This window comes from Denitrificimonas caeni (genome assembly GCF_905120345.1).
GTDB lineage: Bacteria > Pseudomonadota > Gammaproteobacteria > Pseudomonadales > Pseudomonadaceae > Denitrificimonas > Denitrificimonas caeni_A.
Map to the genome: position 1 here is coordinate 421853 of NZ_CAJHOA010000003.1, position 19123 is coordinate 440975.

At 45.4% G+C, this 19123-nt stretch carries 18 protein-coding genes and 2 pseudogenes; 17 read left to right on the forward strand and 3 right to left on the reverse strand.

Translation table 11 applies throughout. The features are described 5' to 3' along the window. Positions 1-79: 79 nt before the first annotated feature. On the reverse strand, positions 80-274 hold the full coding sequence (gene tnpB / locus JYJ62_RS15965) for an IS66 family insertion sequence element accessory protein TnpB (RefSeq protein ID WP_205341685.1): 195 nt from the start codon (positions 272-274) through the stop codon (positions 80-82). A gap of 159 nt (positions 275-433) precedes the next feature. Here tnpB and JYJ62_RS15815 point away from each other — a divergent pair. From JYJ62_RS15815 to JYJ62_RS08095, 8 genes and pseudogenes are all read left to right on the forward strand, one after another. Beyond that, positions 434-541 (forward strand): annotated as a pseudogene (locus JYJ62_RS15815) (transcriptional regulator); the annotation flags it as partial. Between the two features lie 245 nt (positions 542-786). Then, entirely contained in the window at positions 787-2721 is a 1935-nt protein-coding gene (locus tag JYJ62_RS08065) for a TonB-dependent receptor domain-containing protein (RefSeq protein WP_205341686.1), read from the forward strand. After that, complete coding sequence (cobN, locus tag JYJ62_RS08070) at positions 2721-6563, forward strand: cobaltochelatase subunit CobN (protein WP_205341687.1); 3843 nt, start codon at positions 2721-2723, stop codon at positions 6561-6563. Before JYJ62_RS08065 ends, cobN begins: the two co-directional genes overlap by 1 nt. Continuing rightward, a complete protein-coding gene (locus tag JYJ62_RS08075; RefSeq protein WP_205341688.1) occupies positions 6560-7048 on the forward strand; it encodes a MotA/TolQ/ExbB proton channel family protein in 489 nt (162 codons plus the stop codon). Before cobN ends, JYJ62_RS08075 begins: the two co-directional genes overlap by 4 nt. After that, positions 7036-7344 (forward strand): DUF2149 domain-containing protein, encoded by a 309-nt coding sequence (locus tag JYJ62_RS08080; RefSeq protein WP_205341689.1) that lies wholly within the window; start codon positions 7036-7038, stop codon positions 7342-7344. Before JYJ62_RS08075 ends, JYJ62_RS08080 begins: the two co-directional genes overlap by 13 nt. Positions 7345-7920: 576 nt before the next feature. Next, a complete protein-coding gene (locus tag JYJ62_RS08085) occupies positions 7921-8157 on the forward strand; it encodes a helix-hairpin-helix domain-containing protein (protein ID WP_205341690.1) in 237 nt (78 codons plus the stop codon). A gap of 109 nt (positions 8158-8266) precedes the next feature. Then, the gene (locus tag JYJ62_RS08090) at positions 8267-8476 is read left to right on the forward strand and encodes a hypothetical protein (protein WP_205341691.1); all 210 of its coding nucleotides are present in this window, start codon (positions 8267-8269) and stop codon (positions 8474-8476) included. An 87-nt stretch (positions 8477-8563) separates the two neighbouring features. Further along, complete coding sequence (locus JYJ62_RS08095; protein WP_205341692.1) at positions 8564-8902, forward strand: tRNA-binding protein; 339 nt, start codon at positions 8564-8566, stop codon at positions 8900-8902. Positions 8903-9046: 144 nt separating this feature from the next. Here the strand turns inward: JYJ62_RS08095 and JYJ62_RS08100 are convergent, their stop codons facing one another. Next, complete coding sequence (locus tag JYJ62_RS08100) at positions 9047-9529, reverse strand: HPP family protein (protein ID WP_205341693.1); 483 nt, start codon at positions 9527-9529, stop codon at positions 9047-9049. Between the two features lie 99 nt (positions 9530-9628). Here JYJ62_RS08100 and JYJ62_RS08105 point away from each other — a divergent pair, with 99 nt between their 5' ends. Then, positions 9629-10210, forward strand: a complete 582-nt coding sequence (locus JYJ62_RS08105) for a TetR/AcrR family transcriptional regulator (protein ID WP_205341694.1) — start codon at positions 9629-9631, stop codon at positions 10208-10210. A 224-nt stretch (positions 10211-10434) separates the two neighbouring features. Here JYJ62_RS08105 and JYJ62_RS08110 read toward each other — a convergent pair whose 3' ends face one another. Next, entirely contained in the window at positions 10435-11919 is a 1485-nt protein-coding gene (locus tag JYJ62_RS08110; RefSeq protein ID WP_205341695.1) for a PLP-dependent aminotransferase family protein, read from the reverse strand. A 168-nt stretch (positions 11920-12087) separates the two neighbouring features. On the opposite strand from JYJ62_RS08110, the gene JYJ62_RS08115 reads away from it, so the two are divergent. The 8 genes and pseudogenes from JYJ62_RS08115 to JYJ62_RS08150 all read left to right on the forward strand — a co-directional run. Next, on the forward strand, positions 12088-13290 hold the full coding sequence (locus JYJ62_RS08115) for a benzoate/H(+) symporter BenE family transporter (RefSeq protein ID WP_205341696.1): 1203 nt from the start codon (positions 12088-12090) through the stop codon (positions 13288-13290). Positions 13291-13356: 66 nt separating this feature from the next. Next, positions 13357-14532 (forward strand): aspartate aminotransferase family protein, encoded by a 1176-nt coding sequence (locus JYJ62_RS08120; RefSeq protein WP_205341697.1) that lies wholly within the window; start codon positions 13357-13359, stop codon positions 14530-14532. Between the two features lie 9 nt (positions 14533-14541). Continuing rightward, positions 14542-15819 (forward strand): serine hydroxymethyltransferase, encoded by a 1278-nt coding sequence (gene glyA / locus JYJ62_RS08125; RefSeq protein ID WP_205341698.1) that lies wholly within the window; start codon positions 14542-14544, stop codon positions 15817-15819. A gap of 5 nt (positions 15820-15824) precedes the next feature. Beyond that, the gene (locus tag JYJ62_RS08130) at positions 15825-17024 is read left to right on the forward strand and encodes an MFS transporter (protein ID WP_205341699.1); all 1200 of its coding nucleotides are present in this window, start codon (positions 15825-15827) and stop codon (positions 17022-17024) included. Between the two features lie 29 nt (positions 17025-17053). Beyond that, on the forward strand, positions 17054-17512 hold the full coding sequence (locus JYJ62_RS08135; RefSeq protein ID WP_205341700.1) for a GNAT family N-acetyltransferase: 459 nt from the start codon (positions 17054-17056) through the stop codon (positions 17510-17512). Between the two features lie 176 nt (positions 17513-17688). After that, positions 17689-18189 carry a GNAT family N-acetyltransferase gene (locus JYJ62_RS08140; RefSeq protein WP_205341701.1) on the forward strand — a complete coding sequence of 167 codons (501 nt, stop codon included), beginning with the start codon at positions 17689-17691 and terminating at the stop codon, positions 18187-18189. Positions 18190-18209: 20 nt separating this feature from the next. Beyond that, on the forward strand, positions 18210-18554 hold the full coding sequence (locus JYJ62_RS08145) for a hypothetical protein (RefSeq protein WP_205341702.1): 345 nt from the start codon (positions 18210-18212) through the stop codon (positions 18552-18554). 290 nt (positions 18555-18844) lie between these two features. Beyond that, positions 18845-19045, forward strand: a pseudogene (locus JYJ62_RS08150) (aspartate racemase); the annotation flags it as partial. Positions 19046-19123 lie beyond the last annotated feature (78 nt).

Below are 19123 nucleotides of genomic sequence, written 5' to 3' on the forward strand. Positions count from 1 at the left end.
CTTGAACCAGAGCGGTCAGCTGCTCATCGGTCAACTGCAGTTGCTTTCCACGCCACGTTTCACCCCAGTGAAACTTGCCTCAGTTCAGCCGACGAGCACAGAGCCAGATACCCAAACCGTCATGAATCAATACTTTCATTCGGTTGCCTCGTTTATTGGCAAACAGAAAAGCACAATGCGGCCGAGTCGAACCAAATACCTGAACGACACGTGCCAAACGCAGTATCTCGCCCAGCCCGCATATCCAGAAGCTCTGTTGCCAACCAGATTTCATCAATGCGGATCATTGCAGCAGGCTACGTAGAAACAAGCTTCGAGTCGGAACTCAGTGCTAAAATTACGCTTTGGTTTTGTTTTCATACTGCCCCTAATTGCTTCCTGGTGCATAGTAGCACCTCTAATTAGGTGGCCAAATTCACTACGCCACTACAGTGTTGAGCGTGGGGAAGTGAATATTACGATACAGAAGCTTTACGTTATTGCTGATTTTCTTGCATGCGATCCATCCAAATCGCTGCCTGAGTTGGCTGATGTAAAATAGGATTCAGCTATATACTGTGTGATCTACAGTATTCTCATCACGGGGATCCTAAACTTTGAGTACTCTGCTGCTTGTTAGATTTCGTCATCAATAAGACTCAACAGCCTTATTCCCTCTACATTACACAAAGATATTACACCCTACCGCTCAACGCATTACTCTTGATGCTTTAAATATAACTTTACTTGGTTACGTCTTCACCTGTATAAAATGCAACAATATAACGTAACAGGAATGTGTTTATAATGAGCTGTTTCAAGAACATTGGGCTGTACGGAGTGTTGGTATGTCAGGCTGGCTGGGCATTTGCGAACACTGCAACCGATCTAGGCGTCGTTGTAATTAGTGCTACAACAACTGAGCAAGACTTGAGTAATGCGCCTGCCAGCATCAGTGTCATCACCCAACAAGCATTGCAAAAGCGTCCCGTTCAAGATTTAAAAGACGCGCTGAGTGGCGTTAAAAGTGTGCAGTTTAATGGTGTTGGAATGTCACGCCGAGGAATCAGCTTACGCGGTATGCCGAGCGAACATACCCTTGTGCTGATTGATGGTAAGCGCATTAACCCTTCAGCCGGCGCTATTGCACACTCTGACTTTGATTTAAACTGGATTCCCCTAGCCACCATTGAACGTATTGAAGTAGTGCGCGGCCCTATGTCATCGCTGTACGGTTCGGAAGCATTAGGTGGGATTGTCAATATCATCACTAAAGCGCCAAGCGAAGACTGGACCGGCACGTTACGCCTAACTGGACAACGCCCAGAACAACACGGTGGACAGCAACATCAGCTCAATGGATTCATTAGTGGGGCGCTGATTCCTGACCGGTTGAGTCTCTCCTTAACCGGAGAAGTGCAGCGTCAGCAAGAAACACCATTCAGCAAAGATAAGCGTTTATCTGATTTAGAAGGCAACGACAATCATCATTTAGGTATGGCGCTACGCTGGCAATTAGATCCGACACAGGACCTAACTTTTGACTACAGCCAAGGTCGTGAAGAACGCTGGCGTAATACAATAACGGCAGGCAAAGTCATTTCAGAATATGAATCGACAGATGTCTTAAAGCGTCAACAAATGTCCTTAACTCATGATAAAGACTGGTCCTGGGGGCACACTCAAGTTCGCGGCTATCGTAATCAATTGCAACGCGAGAACCATCGCAGCGCAGGACAAAAATCCAACGATCCGCAAAAAATCATCGGCAGCGTCGTTGATGGGCAAATCACCTTTGATCCTTTTTATCAGCATCGCTTAACCGTGGGCAGCGAATGGCGTAAAGAAGAATTAGAAGATCTCTCGGTGAATAGCCATGGACAGGATCAAGCCATTCACCGTGCTGTATTTCTACAAGATGAGTGGCAGCTGGCACAAGATTGGTCGCTTACGTTGGGCAGCCGCCTTGACCAGCATGAAGCTTTTGGTTGGGAACATAGTCCGCGCGCTTACCTTATGTATCAATTTAACCCTGACTGGCAAATGCGTATCGGAGCCGGCCGTGGCTATAAAGCACCGTCATTAAAACAACTGTCGGCCTCTTATAACAGTATCGGCGGAGGTGGGCGTTTTACGATTTATGGGAACCCCGATCTACAGCCAGAGACCAATACTACCTATGAGTGGGGAGTGGAATACCAGCAAGACGCTTTTACCTTTGGCACAACCCTTTTTGAAAACCAGCTCAATGATTTGATTCACACGCGCTGTACTGCTAATTGCGGTCAACGCGGACGTGAGCAACGCACTTATGAAAATATTGATCAAGCACGGATTCGCGGACTGGAGTTAGAGATGAACTGGGCCTTTCACTCTGATTGGCAATGGCATGGCAACTATACCTATTTGGATGCCAAGAATAGAACAGGCAAACACCGTTTAAGCGATCGCTCACGGCATCTCCTGAATAACACCCTGCAATGGCAATTAACCGAGCAACTCAATAATCAGTTACGTCATGAATATATCGGCAGCCAACTCACCGGCAGTCTTGATCAACAATATGAGTTACCTTCCTACCATTTACTGCATTGGGATATGAACTATCAATTGTCAAAAAATACCAGCGTACAAGCAGGTGTTAGTAATTTATCCAATAAGCGTTTAAGCAACAGCAATGAACAGTTCGATTATACCGAGCCAGGACGCAGCTATCATCTCAGCATACAGGTGGGTTTCTAATGCGTTATTGGTTAGTGATTGGATTATCTGTACTCAGCGGTCTGGCCTATGCCACGCCAAAGGTCACCATCGTGGCCAGTGCTTTTGTGCTGGAGCATAAGTTCGAGCAGTTGCGGGCTATCGCAACTGCTCAAGATGTCCAGCTGGAGGTGCTGCGCCCTGACAGCCATACACAAAAAAATCAGGTGTTGCAGCAGCTTAACAGCAGTGATTTAGTCATCCTAGATACCCCACGGCCCAATGATTCAGAGCGGATAACCGAGTATCTAGCGGATATGGCTTGGCAGCGTCAGCAGCCTTGGATGCAAGTGGGTGGCGGGCGTCCGCAATACGATGGTTTGCCTAAAGAGCTGGCTCAGTTCTGGCTGGATTACTATGCTTATGGCGGTGTAGAGAATATGCAGCAACTGTTTGCCAGCCTAGTTAAACACAGTAAAAATCAGCCGGTACTGACCTTGCCCGAATCAAAAAAAATACCACTGCAAGGCATTTATCATCCCCAAGCTGAGCAGTTTTTTACTGAGTTAGAGGATTACATTACCTGGGCTGAGCAACGGTATACAGCACCCCGTGCACTGGTGGCTTTTGCTATTAACGAGCAGCAAATCAGCGACATGCAAACCTCTGCCATCGATGAATTGATTCAGCGCAGCGAAGCGCAGGGATTGTTACCGGTTGTCTTCTGGTTTGATAGCGAACAAGCGACCGTTTTAACCGATTTTTTTGCTAAACATAAACCCCGCGTACTTATCAATATGCAGCATATGCAAAATGGTAATGCGCGCTTGCAGGAATTCGCAGCGCTCAATATTCCTGTGTTACAGACGCTAACCTACCGTGATGGCAATGAACAACAATGGTTGCAAGCCGATCAAGGCATACCTACTCGCACTATTGCGCCTTTTTTAAGCGTGACAGAAAGCTGGGGGCTCAGTGACCCGATGGTGATTGCTGCAGTGGAAGATGGGCGTGTGACCTTAATGGCAGCACAGATTGACAGCGTGCTGCACAAGGTCAATCAGCTGATTAAGTTACAGCAGTTGCCCAGCAGCGATAAAAAAATCGCACTGCTATTTTGGAACCACCCCATGGGTGAGAAAAACATTGCCGCATCGCATTTAAACGTTCCGCGTAGCCTAGTAGAAATCACACAAGCTTTAGCCCAAGCCGGATATACGGTGAAAGCACAAAGTGAAACGGATTTTATCGACATTGCACAACAGCTTTTAAGCGGTGTTTACCACCCGGAAACCTTACCGGACTTATACAAGCAAGGTTTGGCGAAAACACTGCCGCTTGCTGACTATCAGCAATACCTAACCACACTACCTGAGGAAGAACAGCGTGCGTTAGTCGATCGCTGGGGGCCGGCGCAAAAGCACTGGGCACTGCACTCGATTGATGGTCAATTACAGTTTGTATTTCCTGCAATTGATCTTGGGCATTTAACGCTATTGCCCCAACCCTCCCGAGCCGGCGATCCAGAGGCGTTCTATCATGATACAAAAGTCCCACCTGATCATATCTACCTCGCGGCATACCGCTATCTAAATCAGCAGTCTATAAATGCCATTATTCACTTAGGTACACATGGCACACAAGAATGGTTGCCCGGTAAAGATCGAGGGCTCTCAGTTACTGATTATCCCTTTTTAACCGTGGGCGATATCCCAGTATTTTACCCTTATATTCAGGATAATATTGGCGAGGCCATTCAAGCTAAACGCCGCGGTCGTGCGGTGACTATCAGCCATCAAACCCCGCCCTTTGCACCCGGCGGGCTCTACGACGAGCTACGGGATTTAAACCAGCTGATTGAGGAATATCAACAATTAGAGCTCGGTGCAGCACAGCAACAAACACAGAATAAAATAATTGCGTTAGTCACTGAGCTCAATCTACATCAGGACATGCAGTGGCAAACGAGTCAATTAGCCACTGAATTTGCAGCCTTCTTAGCCCAATTGCATGATCACTTACAGCTGTTAGCGCAAGAGGCTATTCCTTTGGGATTGCACACCTTTGGTGAGCCTGCCTCAGTCCAAAACCGCCTAACCACTGTGATGCAACAACTTGGCGGGCCCTACTATGCAACTCTAGAGGTTGATGCTCAGCAAGTGTTTGCAGTTGAGGCTGAGCAGATCACTGAGTCGCGACCCTACCAAGTATTAGCCGACTACATTTTAAATAAAAACGTACCGCAAGATGCATCATCCGCCCTGTTAACACTGCTGCAAGACGGTGCAAGTAACTTTGAAAATCTCTCAGACCCACAAGAGCTGCAAGCCTTACTTAATGGTTTAGCAGGCGGTTTTGTCTTGCCTGGAACAGGTGGCGATCCGGTTCGTAATCCACAAGTGCCCAGTGGCCGTAATATCTATGCTTTTGAAGCTGATAAAATCCCCACACAATCAGCATATAAGGCTGGGGGAACAGCATTGCTGGAGCTGCTTAAACAGCATCAACAACAGCACTCTGGCAGTACTCCAAAGAAGATTGCCTTTAGCTTATGGTCATCCGAGGCTTTACGCCATTTAGGTGTGGTAGAAAGCCAAATCTTACATGCCTTAGGCCTGCAACCACGCTGGGATCAAGGTGGCCGTCTTATCGCTTTAGATATTATTCCACGCCAGCAATTAGGTCGCCCGCGCATTGATGCCGTAGTCCAAGTCACCAGTGTGTATCGAGATCAATTTGATAGCTTTATGCACCTACTCGCTGGGGCCATTGAGCGCCTCAGTCAACTGGATGAAGATGACAACCCTATCGCACAGCACAGCAAACTGATTGAGCAGCAATTGCTCGATAACGGTGTGCAAAAGGAACAAGCCAAACAACTGGCTCAGATCAGATTATTTAGCAATCAGCCCGGCGATTACGGCACAGGCGTCTCTAAGCTAGCGATGGCCTCAACCGAGTGGGAAGACGATAGCGTTTTAGCTGAACAGTTTTTATCACGCATGCAGTACGCCTATGGAACTCAGCACTGGGGCGTTGCTTTAGCGGCAACACAAGGCAACTTATTTTCCCAGCAGCTTAAGGGTACTGAGCTAGCAATTATGTCACGCTCATCCGAGCTCAACGGTGTTCTCTCGACCGATCATCCTTTTGAGTTTCTAGGAGGCTTATCTCGCGCTATTGAATTTATAGATGGGCAAGCCCCCGATTTATATATTGCGGACTTACGTAAAACTCAACCCAAAATAACCAAGGCAGAACGATTTTTAGCTGATGAGTTACGCAGCCACTTTTTAAATCGGCAATGGATTGCCGCAATGCAAGCAGAAGGCTATGCAGGCACATTAGAAATACTCGATACCATTAACAATGTGTGGGGCTGGCAAGCTATGAATCAAAATATGGTGCGAGCGGATCAATGGCAAGAACTGCATGAAACCTTTGTTATGGATAAGCGCGATTTACAGCTTAACGAATGGTTTGAGCAGCATAACCCCAGTGCTCAAGTCCAACTCGTCGAGCGTTTAATTGAGGCGATTCGTAAAGGCTACTGGCCAGCCGACGAACTCACTCAGCAACAGTTGGTTGAGCGCTGGCAGGACTTAACAGAACTCACTGAAGAGTCGAATGGCGCACAACTGACTCGCGATTTTATCGATGAATTAGCGCTCGGATTTGGTTTGACTGCACCCACCACCACTCCAGGCAGCAGCCAAGCTGGCGAAACCGTTACGGGACAGCTACTAGAACCTATCCCTGCCCCATCAAACCCTACCACCCCATCTTTATGGAGCTATATATGGCTGCTGTTGCTCGCTGTCTGCGCAGCAGGAGCCATGTACCAGCATTATAATAACCAACAACGCCAAGGTGCTAAATCATGAATGCCCTAGAACAGAGCATGTATCAACTGTCCCATGTGTTTTTATACCCAGTATTACTGTTAATTATTTTATCTTTAACCTACGCGCTCTTTGCACTAGGCGCTTTTTTATGGGAAGCATGGCTACGCCAGCGAAAACGTTACACTTCAGTCTTACTCTCTTGGCAGGCAGAACATGGAGGAAGTAGCGATGACTTGGAACTGTTTATTTTAAAGCAATTGGAGTGGCTGCGTATTACCACGCGCAGTACCCCGATGCTGGGTTTAATTGCGACCATGATCCCCATGGGCCCTGCAATGTTGGCGCTCACTGAAAGCAACATTGATGGCGTGGGTGAAAACCTTGTGGTGGCCTTTAGTGCAGTAATTTTAGCCTTATTGAGTGCCAGTATAAGCTTCTTTATTTTAACCATCCGCCGACGATGGTTGTTGCAAGAGTTACGCCAATTTGAATGCTTGTCACAGGAGTCAGCATGCGCTTTTTAGAGCTCGATGATGCCGAAGATCCGATTGTCTCAGTGGTGAACTTAGTCGATCTTTTTTTAGTTATTATTGGCATTTTAATGATCGTTATCGTCACCAACCCTCTGAATCCATTGAAGCAAGGGAATGTTGTGGTGGTTGAAAACCCTGGAGAAGCTGATATGCGCATCACTGTTAAAGAGGGTAAAGAAATTACTCAGTATGAGTCGACAGGTGAAATTGGCCAGGGACAAGGAGCCAAAGCTGGAGTTACGTATAAAATGGATGACGGGCGTTTAATTTACGTGCCTGAATCATAAATATAGAATATTTGTTCGTATGACGCTGTTCAGTAAAATCGATTTAATTAGCGCATACGACACGAACTCCACTGATTCGGTGCTAACACATTTAAAACACAATCTAGCGTATTAGTGACAGTGATATCAGGTGCGCCATTATAATAAATTTTAGGCTTTTTATAGTCGCGCGGCGCACAAATCTGTGCCGAGCGCATTAGCCTCAGTATTCGATCACACCAGCATTTGAGAGCTGCCTGAGCAAGGTCAAGATTGATGTTGTGCTGATAGCTTGAGTTTACACACGCACAACCGGCGGGCGTCGCCGATGAACTATGAAAAGCAGTATTTTATGAATCTAAAAAGTGTCTGAGAAAGTCAGGCCTTATCAGTTGTCGTGATCGGTTGAATGCGCCTGTTTTCAATGTAAACAAATGTGGTGTATATAAAACAAACATGTTTTTATTTACTCTTTTATAAGAGATGTTCGACCATACCGTTGTGCGCTATGCTTTATAAGAAGTAATTGCAGCGGAAAGCCACTGACTTGCGCATACTTTTTTGAGCAGAATTTTATATTTCTAAAGGATATTAATAATGGCATTCTCTGAGCCAGAAAAAGCTGCATTATTAAGTGTAAAAGGGGTTGGGCCTACTGTGATTAAGCGGTTTGAAGAAATAGGGATTGATTCCTTCAGTAAGTTATCAACTTATAATGCAAAAAATATTGCCGAAATGGTGGCTTCAATGCTGAGGACTACCTGCTGGAAGAATAGTCCTCAAGCCTTGTTAGCTGTGGAGTCGGCTATTGAAAAAGCGAAGCAGGGCTTGTAATGGCTTGTGCTCACATAATAAGCCATGGACCATTTTTGACGATCAAACGCTCGCAAGCGTGCACTCATACGCTAGGCGTTATGCAGTATCGAGGATTTGAGGTTTATATATGAATAATGCTAAGGCGGATGCGGCACTCTATCTTTTAACAGGTCTCCTTCAGCGTCTGGAAGTTGATCGCCCAGGAATGCTTCAGGAAATGATTGAAGGTGTCTCAAGTGATCGTGCTTCACTTCGGGAAAATACCGAAAATAGACAACATATTGATAAAGTATTTGATGAGGCTATGGCACTGCTAACTCGTGCCAACATTGCATAGTCAGTCGCACAGTACGCGGCCGTCGAACACTATTGGCGTCACGCCGCGATGGTTGGCGTTATGCGCATAAATCGTACAAGGTGAGTTATGGAATATATTGATTGGAGCGACTTTCAGAAAGTCGATATTCGTGTTGGAACCATCGTCGATATTGAGGATTTTCCAGAGGCTCGGCGGCCTGCATACAAGCTAAAGGTGGACTTCGGGCATGAGCTGGGTATTAAAAAATCTAGTGCCCAGATTACAGCTCTATATACAAAAGAAGAGCTGCTCGGTAAGCAGGTGCTAGCAGTAGTAAATTTCCCGCCAAAACAGATTGGCCCCATTATGTCTGAGTGTTTAGTTACTGGTCTGCACCGCCCTGATGGTTCTGTAGTGCTATCAGCTGTTGATATGGAACTACCTAATGGAACAAGGTTGGCATAACAAGTTCTAAATGGTTTCGACTGGAAAAAAGTCTGACTTCCACCGGATTCACTAACGCTTGCGGTATAACGAGTGTTATGCAAATGAGCAACTGGCCTCGGCATGAATGCCGTTCCAGCTGTTCAAGTCGGTTGGTAATGCCGCTTAAAACCATCGCTTCGGATATTGTTTCCCAGAAATAACTCTATGGTATAGCACCCCAAACACCACAATCAGAATAGCTCCTGCCGCAACAGGCATCAATAGGAAATCCCAGTGTTCACCCGCGAGCATAACAACTAGAGGATTGGCCCCTGCTGGGGGGTGAGTGGTATTGGTTAGCATCATCAAGCTTACCGCTAGCCCTACTGCCAACCCTAAAGTCCAAGGGGTAACGCCCACCAAGGTTGCCACGGAAAGCCCAATCGCAGTGGTTAACAGATGTCCCACGATAATATTTCTTGGCTGTGCTAATGGACTTTCGGGCAACCCAAAAAGAATCACCATGGTCGCGCCAAAGGGAGCCATTAACCAGACGGAGGACTGAACTGCGCTACCTAAGCTGCTTAGAGCGGTAATACACAGCATTGCCCCAAAGCCTGCTAACAAAGGGACAAAATGACGTGAAGTGATCAAACGTTGATACATAAGGTTATATCTCGCAGTAGACAGAGTGGTCTACCATGATAGACAGACTGTTCTACCTGTGTCAAGATTCAGCTATATGGTCAAGATGTGTGGATAGTTATGGATAAGAAAGAGTTGCTAGTTCGTACCGCCTTTAAATTATTCTATATTCACGGCATCCACGCTGTGGGTGTGAATCTAGTGTTGGCAGAGTCCGGTATAGCCAAAAGAACGCTTTACCATCACTTCCCCAGCAAGGAGCATCTAATAGAAGCGGCAGTTCGTCATCGCGATCGTAGTTACCATGCATGGCTTGTATCTAGACTAGACGCTGTGCCTGCTGGCAAGCCCGCTTTACTAGAATTATTTAATGCCTTGAATGATTGGTTTCACAGTCGGGTGCCAGATCTCGACCACTTCAACGGTTGCTTCTTCATCAATGCTAGCGCTGAATTCGGTGACCGAGACAATGCTATCCATCAGGCTTGTGCTGAACACAAAGCTGGTATATCGGCGCTGATTCGAAAGCATGTTGACGAATTATCCCTTCCAGATGGAATAATAGTGGAGATTACAAACTTGGTTGTTCTACTTAAGGAAGGATCAATATCGCTGGCTCATGTTCAGGGAAATCTTGACGCAGCGTTGGAAGCTAAAGCAATACTGGAGAGTGTTTTACAAGGCCGTATTGCTGATAAGTAAGTTGGAAGGAGGCTTCAGGAAAGGCGTAGCCAATTGAGAACAGCCTCAACCTTCATGCAAGCGTATCGGGCAACGGAAGGGAGTCTAGCATTGCATAACAACACCGACTACACGGGTGCTCTTCACCCGGCTTTGCTCTGTAAAGGCCAGAGGGTCATCTGTTGAGCGGTATTGATGCTTGATACGATATAGACTGTAGCTCCATCAAGACACAGAGCATTCAACTAATCCATATTATCTATAAATATCTTTTTTATTACGCGTATAGCAAGCTCCATTTCACGTTCTGTATAGGCTGCAAACCCAAGTAGAAATCCTGTCTGCGTCGGTGTGGTGATGTACAGACTAGACAAGCCCGTTAGTGCAATTCCTTTTTGTTTGGCGTGCTCTATAACCACTTTCTCACTGATTCCGCATATCAGTACACAGGGCATTTGCATGCCACCTAAAGGTGGTAGTGGTTCAAGAAAATCTTTAAGGTGCGCACGCACGAGCTGTTCAAGTGTTATTAAGCGTTTGGCATAGACTTGACGCATTTGCCGAATATAGGCTCCGAAGTGACCATTCTCAATAAAACGAGCCAAGGTTAGCTGGGAGATTGCCGCCGTATGCCCATCTTGCAATGTTCTTGCAGTGGTCATCGGGGCGACGAGTTGTGTTGGTAAAATCATGTAGCCAATGCGTACACCAGGAAAGACAGACTTGGTAAAGGTACCGATATAAATGGTGCGCTGGTAAGGGTCTAAACCTTGCACGCAAGCGGTTGGTTTTCCCGCGTAATGAAACTCACTGTCATAATCATCTTCAATGATCCAAGCTTGATTGTGTTCAGCCCACTCAATTAATTCTAAGCGACGCTCAAGCGATAATGTCGCGCCTGTAGGGTATTGGTGCGAGGGTGTTAAAGACACTGCTTTTACTGGCGTGGGGTGCTGTTTTAATAGGTCAACACGTATGCCGTGCTGATCTACCGGAATAGGCACAGGGATCAGCCCAGCTGCCTTAAAAGCTTTACGAGCACCTTGATACATAGGGTTTTCAGTAAAAATATGATCACCTGCATCTAATAAAAGATGTGCACATAGGGCGATGGCTTGTTGCGAGCTGGTTAAAATTAAAATCCGTTCTGCTGTTGCATGAGCGCCACGTTCTAAATTCACATAGTGAGCAATGGCATGCCGCAGTTCTTTAGTGCCTTGCGGATCGCTGTGCTGTAATGCTTTAAATTGATACTCTCGAATCACTTGTCGCCCTAGACGCTCCCACAGCGGCAGTGGGAATAGGTGTGTTTCAGGGATGCCCGGAGCAAACGGGCGTGGTGTTAATGCCTCTCTAACCCCTTTATTGTTGAGCATACCTTGCCCGCGTTTGCTTAACTGAATGACTGGCTGTTCTTTAGGTTGTGTAGCGATTTTGCACTTGGGTTTATGCAGTTGCGGTACCTCTGCTACAAAGCTGCCGCTGCCAACTTGGCGTTCAATATAGCCCTCTGCATGCAATAAACTGTAGGCATTTTCGACCGTATCACGTGAGACATTAAGCGACAGAGCTAACGCACGAGAAGCGGGTAAGGGATTACTTGCTGGCAATGCGCCATCCAGTATTAGCTGACGTAGTGCCCGCTGAATGCGCAAATACAACGGGTACTTTGCATAGGAGGGATGCAACAGCGCTGCTTTGACGGACTCCAGCTGTGAGTGCTTAAACAAATGGTATGCCTATCATCTATTAAATGGATGGTCACATCATGCCAAACTATGCGTATAAAACAACTCTTCTTCGCGCGACTTGCGCGATTTAATGGTGGTGCCTTCTGAGCGTCTTAGCACGGATATGCTGAATGTTTAAAGGCTAAATGCCGTTTAATAGGATGAGTTGTGAGTACATCAGTAGTGAAAAAAAACAAACTTACGGATTACTGGAACCCAGTAATTGCTGGACTGGTTTCTGTCTTGGTCAATTACGGTGGGACCTTTATTTTGGTTTTCCAAGCCGCTCATATTGCTGGCTTAAGCCCAGAGTTAACCGCTTCTTGGGTTTGGTCAATTTCAATTGGTGTTGGGATTACTGGGATTGTATTAAGTTGGCGCTACCGCGAACCCATTATCACTGCATGGTCTACCCCAGCCGCGGCATTCTTGGTTGTCGCTTTAGCCTCAACGCCTTATGAACAGGCGATTGGTGCTTACCTTATTTCCGCTTTGGCTTTTCTTATCCTTGGTCTTTCAGGTTATTTTGAAAAAGTGATTCGACTGATTCCGTCGAGTATTGCCTCGGGTTTATTAGCAGGGATTCTCTTGCAGTTTGGCATTAATGCGTTCTCTGGGATGACGCTTGAACCTGTTCTGGCAACTTGCTTAATTGTTGCTTATTTACTCCTTAAACGTGTGACTGCACGGTATGCAGTGGTTGGTATTTTAGCTCTGGGCTTAATACTTCTACTTCTTCAAAATCGTGTAGATTTTTCTGGAGTTGAGTTGCAGTTTGCCGTTCCTATATTCACAACGCCATCGTTCTCATGGCATGCATTGTTGAGTGTCGCGCTGCCGTTGTTTTTGATTACTTTAACCGGTCAGTACATGCCAGGCATGTTAGTGCTCCGCAACGATGGCTTTAAAACCAGTGCCAACCCCATTGTTGCTCTAACAGGGCTCGGCTCGTTGCTTATGGCTCCTTTTGGTTCACACGCTTTTAATATTGCCGCCATTACTGCTGCGATCTGCACAGGTAAAGAGGCGCATGAGGAACCTTCAAAACGTTGGATCGCAGGTATTGCAGCGGGTGTGTTCTATATTTTGGTGGGGTTATTCGGCGTCACTTTAGCAGCTGTGTTTATGGCGTTACCCAGCACCTTTATTACCACGCTAGCAGGACTGGCCCTGTTAGGTACGATTGGCGGCAGCCTCACCAGTGCATTGTCAGACGGCACAACGCGTGAAGCTGCGCTGATCACTTTTTTGGCTTCGGCTTCTAATATTCAACTGCTGGGAATTGGCGGGGCTTTCTGGGGCTTGTTAATTGGGCTGATCGCCTATGCCGTATTGAATGGGCGAGTATTCGATCGTCTATATAAAAAATAAAACCATGGCAGTCAATCGTGCAAAGAGTAAATAAATAGCCGTTTAATGTCCAGTGGAGCAAAAACAATGAACGCAAAGCAAAGCTATTTAATGCCTACCTATACCCGTCAGAATGTTTCTTTTGTTAGGGGTGAAGGTGCTCGACTTTGGGATGAGCAGGGGCGAGAGTATTTGGATGCTATTGCTGGCGTTGCTGTAACAAATTTAGGTCATGCGAATCCTGAAATTACAGCGGTCATTAGCCAGCAAGCCAGTTTATTACTGCACACATCGAATATGTTTGGCATTCCTTGGCAAGAGCAATTAGCGCAAAAGCTCTGTTCTTTGGCGGGTATGGAGCGCGCTTTTTTTTGTAATTCAGGTGCTGAAGCGAATGAGGCAGCCTTGAAAATAGCACGCTTACATGCCCGTGTAAGAAACATTGCTAACCCACAGATTGTGGTAATGAGTAATAGTTTTCATGGGCGTACTTTAGCAACCTTAGCCGCAACTGATAATCGAAACGTGCAGCAAGGATTCGAGCCGCTGATGGGAGGTTTTATTCGTGTGCCTTATAACGAAATAGAAGCCTTGAGAGATCTTGTTTCTAACAAGTCCATTGTCGCGGTGTTATTAGAGCCAGTGCAAGGGGAGGGAGGGGTTCATTGTGCGTCACCAACTTACCTGTCTGCTGTACGTCAATTGTGCGATAAGCAGGATTGGTTGCTGATGATGGATGAAGTGCAAACAGGCATGGGCCGTACAGGCCAATGGTTTGGCTTTCAGCATGCGGACATAACTCCAGATGTGATTACTCTAGCGAAAGGTTTAGGTAATGGTTTTCCTATAGGTGCTTGTTTGGCTCAGGGCAAAGCAGCACAACTTTTCGCTGCAGGATCGCATGCGTCTACTTTTGGCGGAAACCCTTTAGGGTGCCGCATTGCATGCCAAGTAATTGACATTATGCAGCGCGATCTTATCCCGCAGAAAGCGGCCCAACTAGGACAGCAATTATTAGCGGGCTTATGCCGGCAGTTAAAAGGCCATCCAGATATTTTGGCTATTCGTGGCATAGGTCTAATGGTAGGTATTGAGCTTAATTACCCCGCAATTGACTTGGTGTCACGTGCACTAACTGAGCAGCGTTTACTTATTACTATTACCCGCAAACAAACGATACGTTTATTGCCAGCTTTGATCTGCACTGCAGAACAAGTCGACGATATTGTTTTTCGCATCAGTCGCTTGCTGGCCACTTGCTAAGGAGTCTTTATGTACGATTTATCAACAACACTTGAGCAGTTTGACCATGACTTATTCATGGCTGAACAACATGAGATAAAACGACAGCAAGAACATGTGGAGTTAATTGCATCTGAGAATTACGCAAGTCCTTTGGTGATGGCAGTACAAAGTTCTGTTTTTACCAATAAATATGCTGAAGGCTATCCGGGGAAGCGCTATTACAGCGGTTGTGAATATGTAGATATTGCTGAGAGCTTAGCTATTGAAAGAGTGAAGCAGCTATTTGAGTGTGATTATGCCAATGTGCAACCGCACTCTGGGGCGCAGGCTAATGCTGCAGTTTTTCTAGCATTATTAAATCCTGGTGATACCGTGATGGGCATGAACCTTGCCCACGGGGGGCATTTGACGCATGGGAACCCATCGAACTTTTCAGGTAGGCAATATCATATTGTTGCGTACGGCGTAGACCCCGATACAGGGCTGTTAGATTACGACGAAATGGAGCGTATAGCTTTAGAGACTAAGCCTAAGCTACTTATTGGAGGGTTTTCTGCTTATTCACGCAAAGTTGATTGGGCATGTATGCGAAGAATTGCTGATCGAGTAGGCGCTATCTTTTGGGTTGATATGGCTCATGTCGCCGGTCTTGTAGCGGCGGGAATCTATCCGAGCCCTTTACCCCATGCGCATGTAGTGACAAGCACCACACATAAAACATTGCGTGGTCCACGAGGAGGATTGATCTTAGCAAAAGGGCAGAGTGAGGTGTTTTATAAAAAGCTGAACTCGGCAGTGTTCCCTGGCATTCAAGGTGGACCGCTCATGCACGTTATTGCTGCTAAAGCAGTCGCCTTTAAAGAAGCATTAATGCCTTCTTTTAAAAACTATCAAGAACAAGTCGTAAAAAATGCTCAGGTAATGGCGTCGATTATTAAGGGTAGAGGCTTCAAAGTCGTCTCTGGTGGGACAGATAACCATATGTTCTTAATCGATTTATCAGCTAAACCCTATACAGGTAAAGATGCAGATTTAGCGTTAAGCCGAGCTTACATAACGACTAACAAAAATACTGTACCTAATGATCCACGCTCACCTTTTATTACCTCAGGTGTGCGTTTGGGCACGCCAGCTATAACTACGCGAGGGTTTCAAGAGGACGAGTGTAGAGTGTTGGCCCACTGGGTCAGCGATGTATTAGATGCATTGGAACTTAATACATTAGATGAGATTGCGCCTAAGGTTGGGGAGCAAGTGGTCGCTCTGTGCCATAGATTCCCAGTGTATCAGCAAGGCAATCAATAGTTTTTATGCATAAAAAACTATTGATACAAGTGTCGATGGCTCACTTAGTCAGCCATTTACACATTATGACAATCCCAGCTTTGCTGCCGATATTGCCACAAGTTATGGGTGTGAGCTTTATACAGTTAGGTATGGCCATTGGTGTATTTAATGTTGTCTCAGCGTTAGTGCAGGCGCCACTAGGCTTTATGGTTGATCGTGTTGGTGCTAAGGCAATGTTAATTGGTGCCCTAATTGTAGGCTCACTGAGTTTTGCATTGCTTGGTATCTGGCCTACTTTTCCGATGCTATTGTTGGTGATGTGCACTGCTGGACTGGCTAATGGTGTTTACCATCCTGCTGATTATGCTTTACTTTCACAAAGCATGGAGCCGGAGAGAATGGGACGAGCATTTTCCATTCACACCTTTGCTGGTTTTACAGGAGCGGCACTTGCACCGCCTGTTTTGTTGGGTTTGGCGCAACTGATTGATATACGTTGGGCGTTTATCTTTTCAAGTGGAGTGGGAATTATAGCGTTATTTTTATTTCTATTGAGTACAGATCTATCGGCTATTGAAGAGCCAAATTTTCAAACAAATAAAGACAGTGAAAAACGACCTCTAGCCACGCCTATAATTCGCTTTGTGAGTTTTGTTATTTTATTTATGTTGCTAAGTCTAAGCACTGGTGCGATTGAGAAGTTCTCAGTGTCCGCCTTGGTTGAAGGCTTTTCAGTGCCACTTTTATTAGCAAACCAAGGTCTTACTGCATTTTTATGTTTTAGCGCGTTTGGAGTTCTAGTTGGGGGTTACTTAGCCGATCGAACAGCTAGGCATGGATACTTAGCTGCAGGAGCTTTCTTCTTGGCAGCTTTTTTAGTAGTGCTTATAACCATTATCGAACTATCAAGTGTAATGCTAGTTATATTGCTTGGTTTGATAGGTTTTTTAACAGGTCTAGTTGCCCCGTCGCGAGATATGCTAGTTCGTGCTGCTTCACCAAAAGGAGCGGAAGGCCGAGTTTTTGGCATTGCGTCTACTGGATTTAATATTGGAGGAGTACTAGGCCCCCTTTTTCTAGGTTACTTATTAGATCTTAACTTGTCGAAAGGAGTTTTTTGGTCAGCCGCTGTATTCATGATGTTGACTTCAGTTTTGATGTTGTGGCAGGAGTATCGCAATATAAATCAGCTCATAACGACACCAGAAGAAGTTTCCATTTAAAGTGATATTTAATTTATTGGGTATATAAAATGAAGAAAAGTTATATTTCTGTTTTGATCGAACCAGTCCATGCTGCAGATTATGAACGGTGGATTCCATTATGGTTGAAATATCAAGAGTTTTATAAGGTTTCTATCAGTGAGGAAACAACATTATTAACATGGGGCCGTTTTTTAAATAATAATGACAAGGTTTATTGTGCAGTGGCAAGGTCATCTGAAGAGATTGTAGGTTTTGTAACCTATTTGTATCACCCTTCTACTTGGGCTATTAATGATTTTTGTTATCTAGAAGATCTTTACGTAACACCTGAGGCTAGAGGGTTGCATGTGGGGAGAAAACTGATTGAATTTGTTCAAGCACAAGCGCGAAAACAGGAGTGTGCACGCTTATACTGGCACACACAAGAAACGAACTTGCCAGGACAGAAACTGTACGATTGGATAGCCGAGAAGCCAGGTGTTATTGAGTATAGAATGCCCCTGTAATTATTCAGTAGATTTTAAAGGTTATGGCTGGAGCATCCCAAGCATATGCTCTTAAGTATTAAAGTCTATTAACTCGAGCATAATCTATAGTTAGCCGTGCTTTTGGAGTTAGATTGTCTTATGCTGATATGACATGAAGCATTATTCAAAGCCCAGTAAGTCGCAAGGAGAGTGGAGTGTTTGAGATAGTAAGAGCAGTCTTTCCCGATGACTTAAAGGATGTTCTGGATCTGTATCGTGAGTATATTGATAGCACCTCGGTTGACCTTTCTTTTCAGGATAACGAACAAGAGTTTAACCTGCTGCCTGAAAAATATAGCTTTGAAGAATCAAAGATTTTTTTGCTGAAAAAAGACAGCAAGTCTATTGGGTGTGCGGCATTTCGGAAGTTGGATGATGCGGTCTGTGAGATGAAGCGAGTTTATATTCGACCAAGTGCACGCGGTAGCAATCAAGGCGCTAAACTGGTTGACAGGGTGTTGCAAGAGGCTGTGATCAGTGGATACAAAAAAATCTGCTTAGATGTTCTGCCTGAGTTCAAAACCGCCTTGAGACTATATAAATCATATGGTTTTGTTGAGCATTCCCCTGTAACGAATAATCCTGTTCCAGGAACACATTTTATGGGCTTGAATTTAGAGGGCTATAGCAAGAAACTGCAGCGGACAAGCCGTTGAATGAGGCGATAGGAGTACTCGTGAACTACAACAATCGAATATTTTGTGGGAAATCCAATTCAGCTAACGGTGAGGTCAGTGAATCGACACGTTTTTATTACTATCAAAACGCAGATCGCGTTTGGGCTGATTATTCTGGCGGTGAGATTGTAAGTGGGCATCTTCAAGGGAAGGTATTTGCCGATGGCAGCCTTGAGTTTATGTACCATCACGAAAATATTCACGGTGAGTTGATGGCTGGTAAATGCTGTTCAATACCTCATCAGAGTCCAGATGGAAAGCTGGTTCTCAAAGAAAGCTGGCAATGGTTTACTGGGGATCAAACGACAGGAACATCAGAACTTGAAGAAGTTGTTGAGTCCTAACAAACACCATAACATTCGCTCCTGAGATCGCTGGACTCGCAACAAGTGGCTTGCCTGTTTGGCTGGCGTTAAATTTTAGGTGAATCATGGAAGCATCTTCGAAAGCAGTTTGGTCGAATTTGGACGAGTGGTCGGAAAATTATATTGGCGTTAAGGTTGGGTTAAAAGACGAGATAGCAGCAAATGCTAGTGCAATGTCTCAATTTTTTAGCTAACAAGTCGTGGAAGGTAGGCAGCTGTTAGCCCACGCTTAACTTTGCGTTATATTGAGACTTTTCTTGGGATGTATCATGAAAACAATCGGTCTTTTAGGTGGTATGAGTTGGGAAAGTACAGTTGGATATTATCGAGCAATCAATGAAGGGATTAAAGATTCTCTTGGTGGTTTACATTCAGCAAAAATTGCTATGTATAGTGTCGACTTTGATTCTATTGAGAAGTTACAACAGAGTGGTGATTGGGAGGGTACCGCAAAAATACTTTCTGAAGCTGGAGACTGTAATTAAATCTGTGTAACTGTTTATCATTGACCCCTAACGGGAAGGATAGACAGACGATGAACAAAAAAG

Excerpts from the sequence above, each read along its gene's own strand:
- tnpB (WP_205341685.1), bottom strand. The coding sequence starts at position 274 with ATGAAATCTGGTTGGCAACAGAGCTTCTGGATATGCGGGCTGGGCGAG.
- JYJ62_RS08065 (WP_205341686.1), top strand. The coding sequence starts at position 787 with ATGAGCTGTTTCAAGAACATTGGGCTGTACGGAGTGTTGGTATGTCAG.
- cobN (WP_205341687.1), top strand. The coding sequence starts at position 2,721 with ATGCGTTATTGGTTAGTGATTGGATTATCTGTACTCAGCGGTCTGGCC.
- JYJ62_RS08075 (WP_205341688.1), top strand. The coding sequence starts at position 6,560 with ATGAATGCCCTAGAACAGAGCATGTATCAACTGTCCCATGTGTTTTTA.
- JYJ62_RS08080 (WP_205341689.1), top strand. The coding sequence starts at position 7,036 with ATGCGCTTTTTAGAGCTCGATGATGCCGAAGATCCGATTGTCTCAGTG.
- JYJ62_RS08085 (WP_205341690.1), top strand. The coding sequence starts at position 7,921 with ATGGCATTCTCTGAGCCAGAAAAAGCTGCATTATTAAGTGTAAAAGGG.
- JYJ62_RS08090 (WP_205341691.1), top strand. The coding sequence starts at position 8,267 with ATGAATAATGCTAAGGCGGATGCGGCACTCTATCTTTTAACAGGTCTC.
- JYJ62_RS08095 (WP_205341692.1), top strand. The coding sequence starts at position 8,564 with ATGGAATATATTGATTGGAGCGACTTTCAGAAAGTCGATATTCGTGTT.
- JYJ62_RS08100 (WP_205341693.1), bottom strand. The coding sequence starts at position 9,529 with ATGTATCAACGTTTGATCACTTCACGTCATTTTGTCCCTTTGTTAGCA.
- JYJ62_RS08105 (WP_205341694.1), top strand. The coding sequence starts at position 9,629 with ATGGATAAGAAAGAGTTGCTAGTTCGTACCGCCTTTAAATTATTCTAT.
- JYJ62_RS08120 (WP_205341697.1), top strand. The coding sequence starts at position 13,357 with ATGAACGCAAAGCAAAGCTATTTAATGCCTACCTATACCCGTCAGAAT.
- glyA (WP_205341698.1), top strand. The coding sequence starts at position 14,542 with ATGTACGATTTATCAACAACACTTGAGCAGTTTGACCATGACTTATTC.
- JYJ62_RS08130 (WP_205341699.1), top strand. The coding sequence starts at position 15,825 with ATGCATAAAAAACTATTGATACAAGTGTCGATGGCTCACTTAGTCAGC.
- JYJ62_RS08135 (WP_205341700.1), top strand. The coding sequence starts at position 17,054 with ATGAAGAAAAGTTATATTTCTGTTTTGATCGAACCAGTCCATGCTGCA.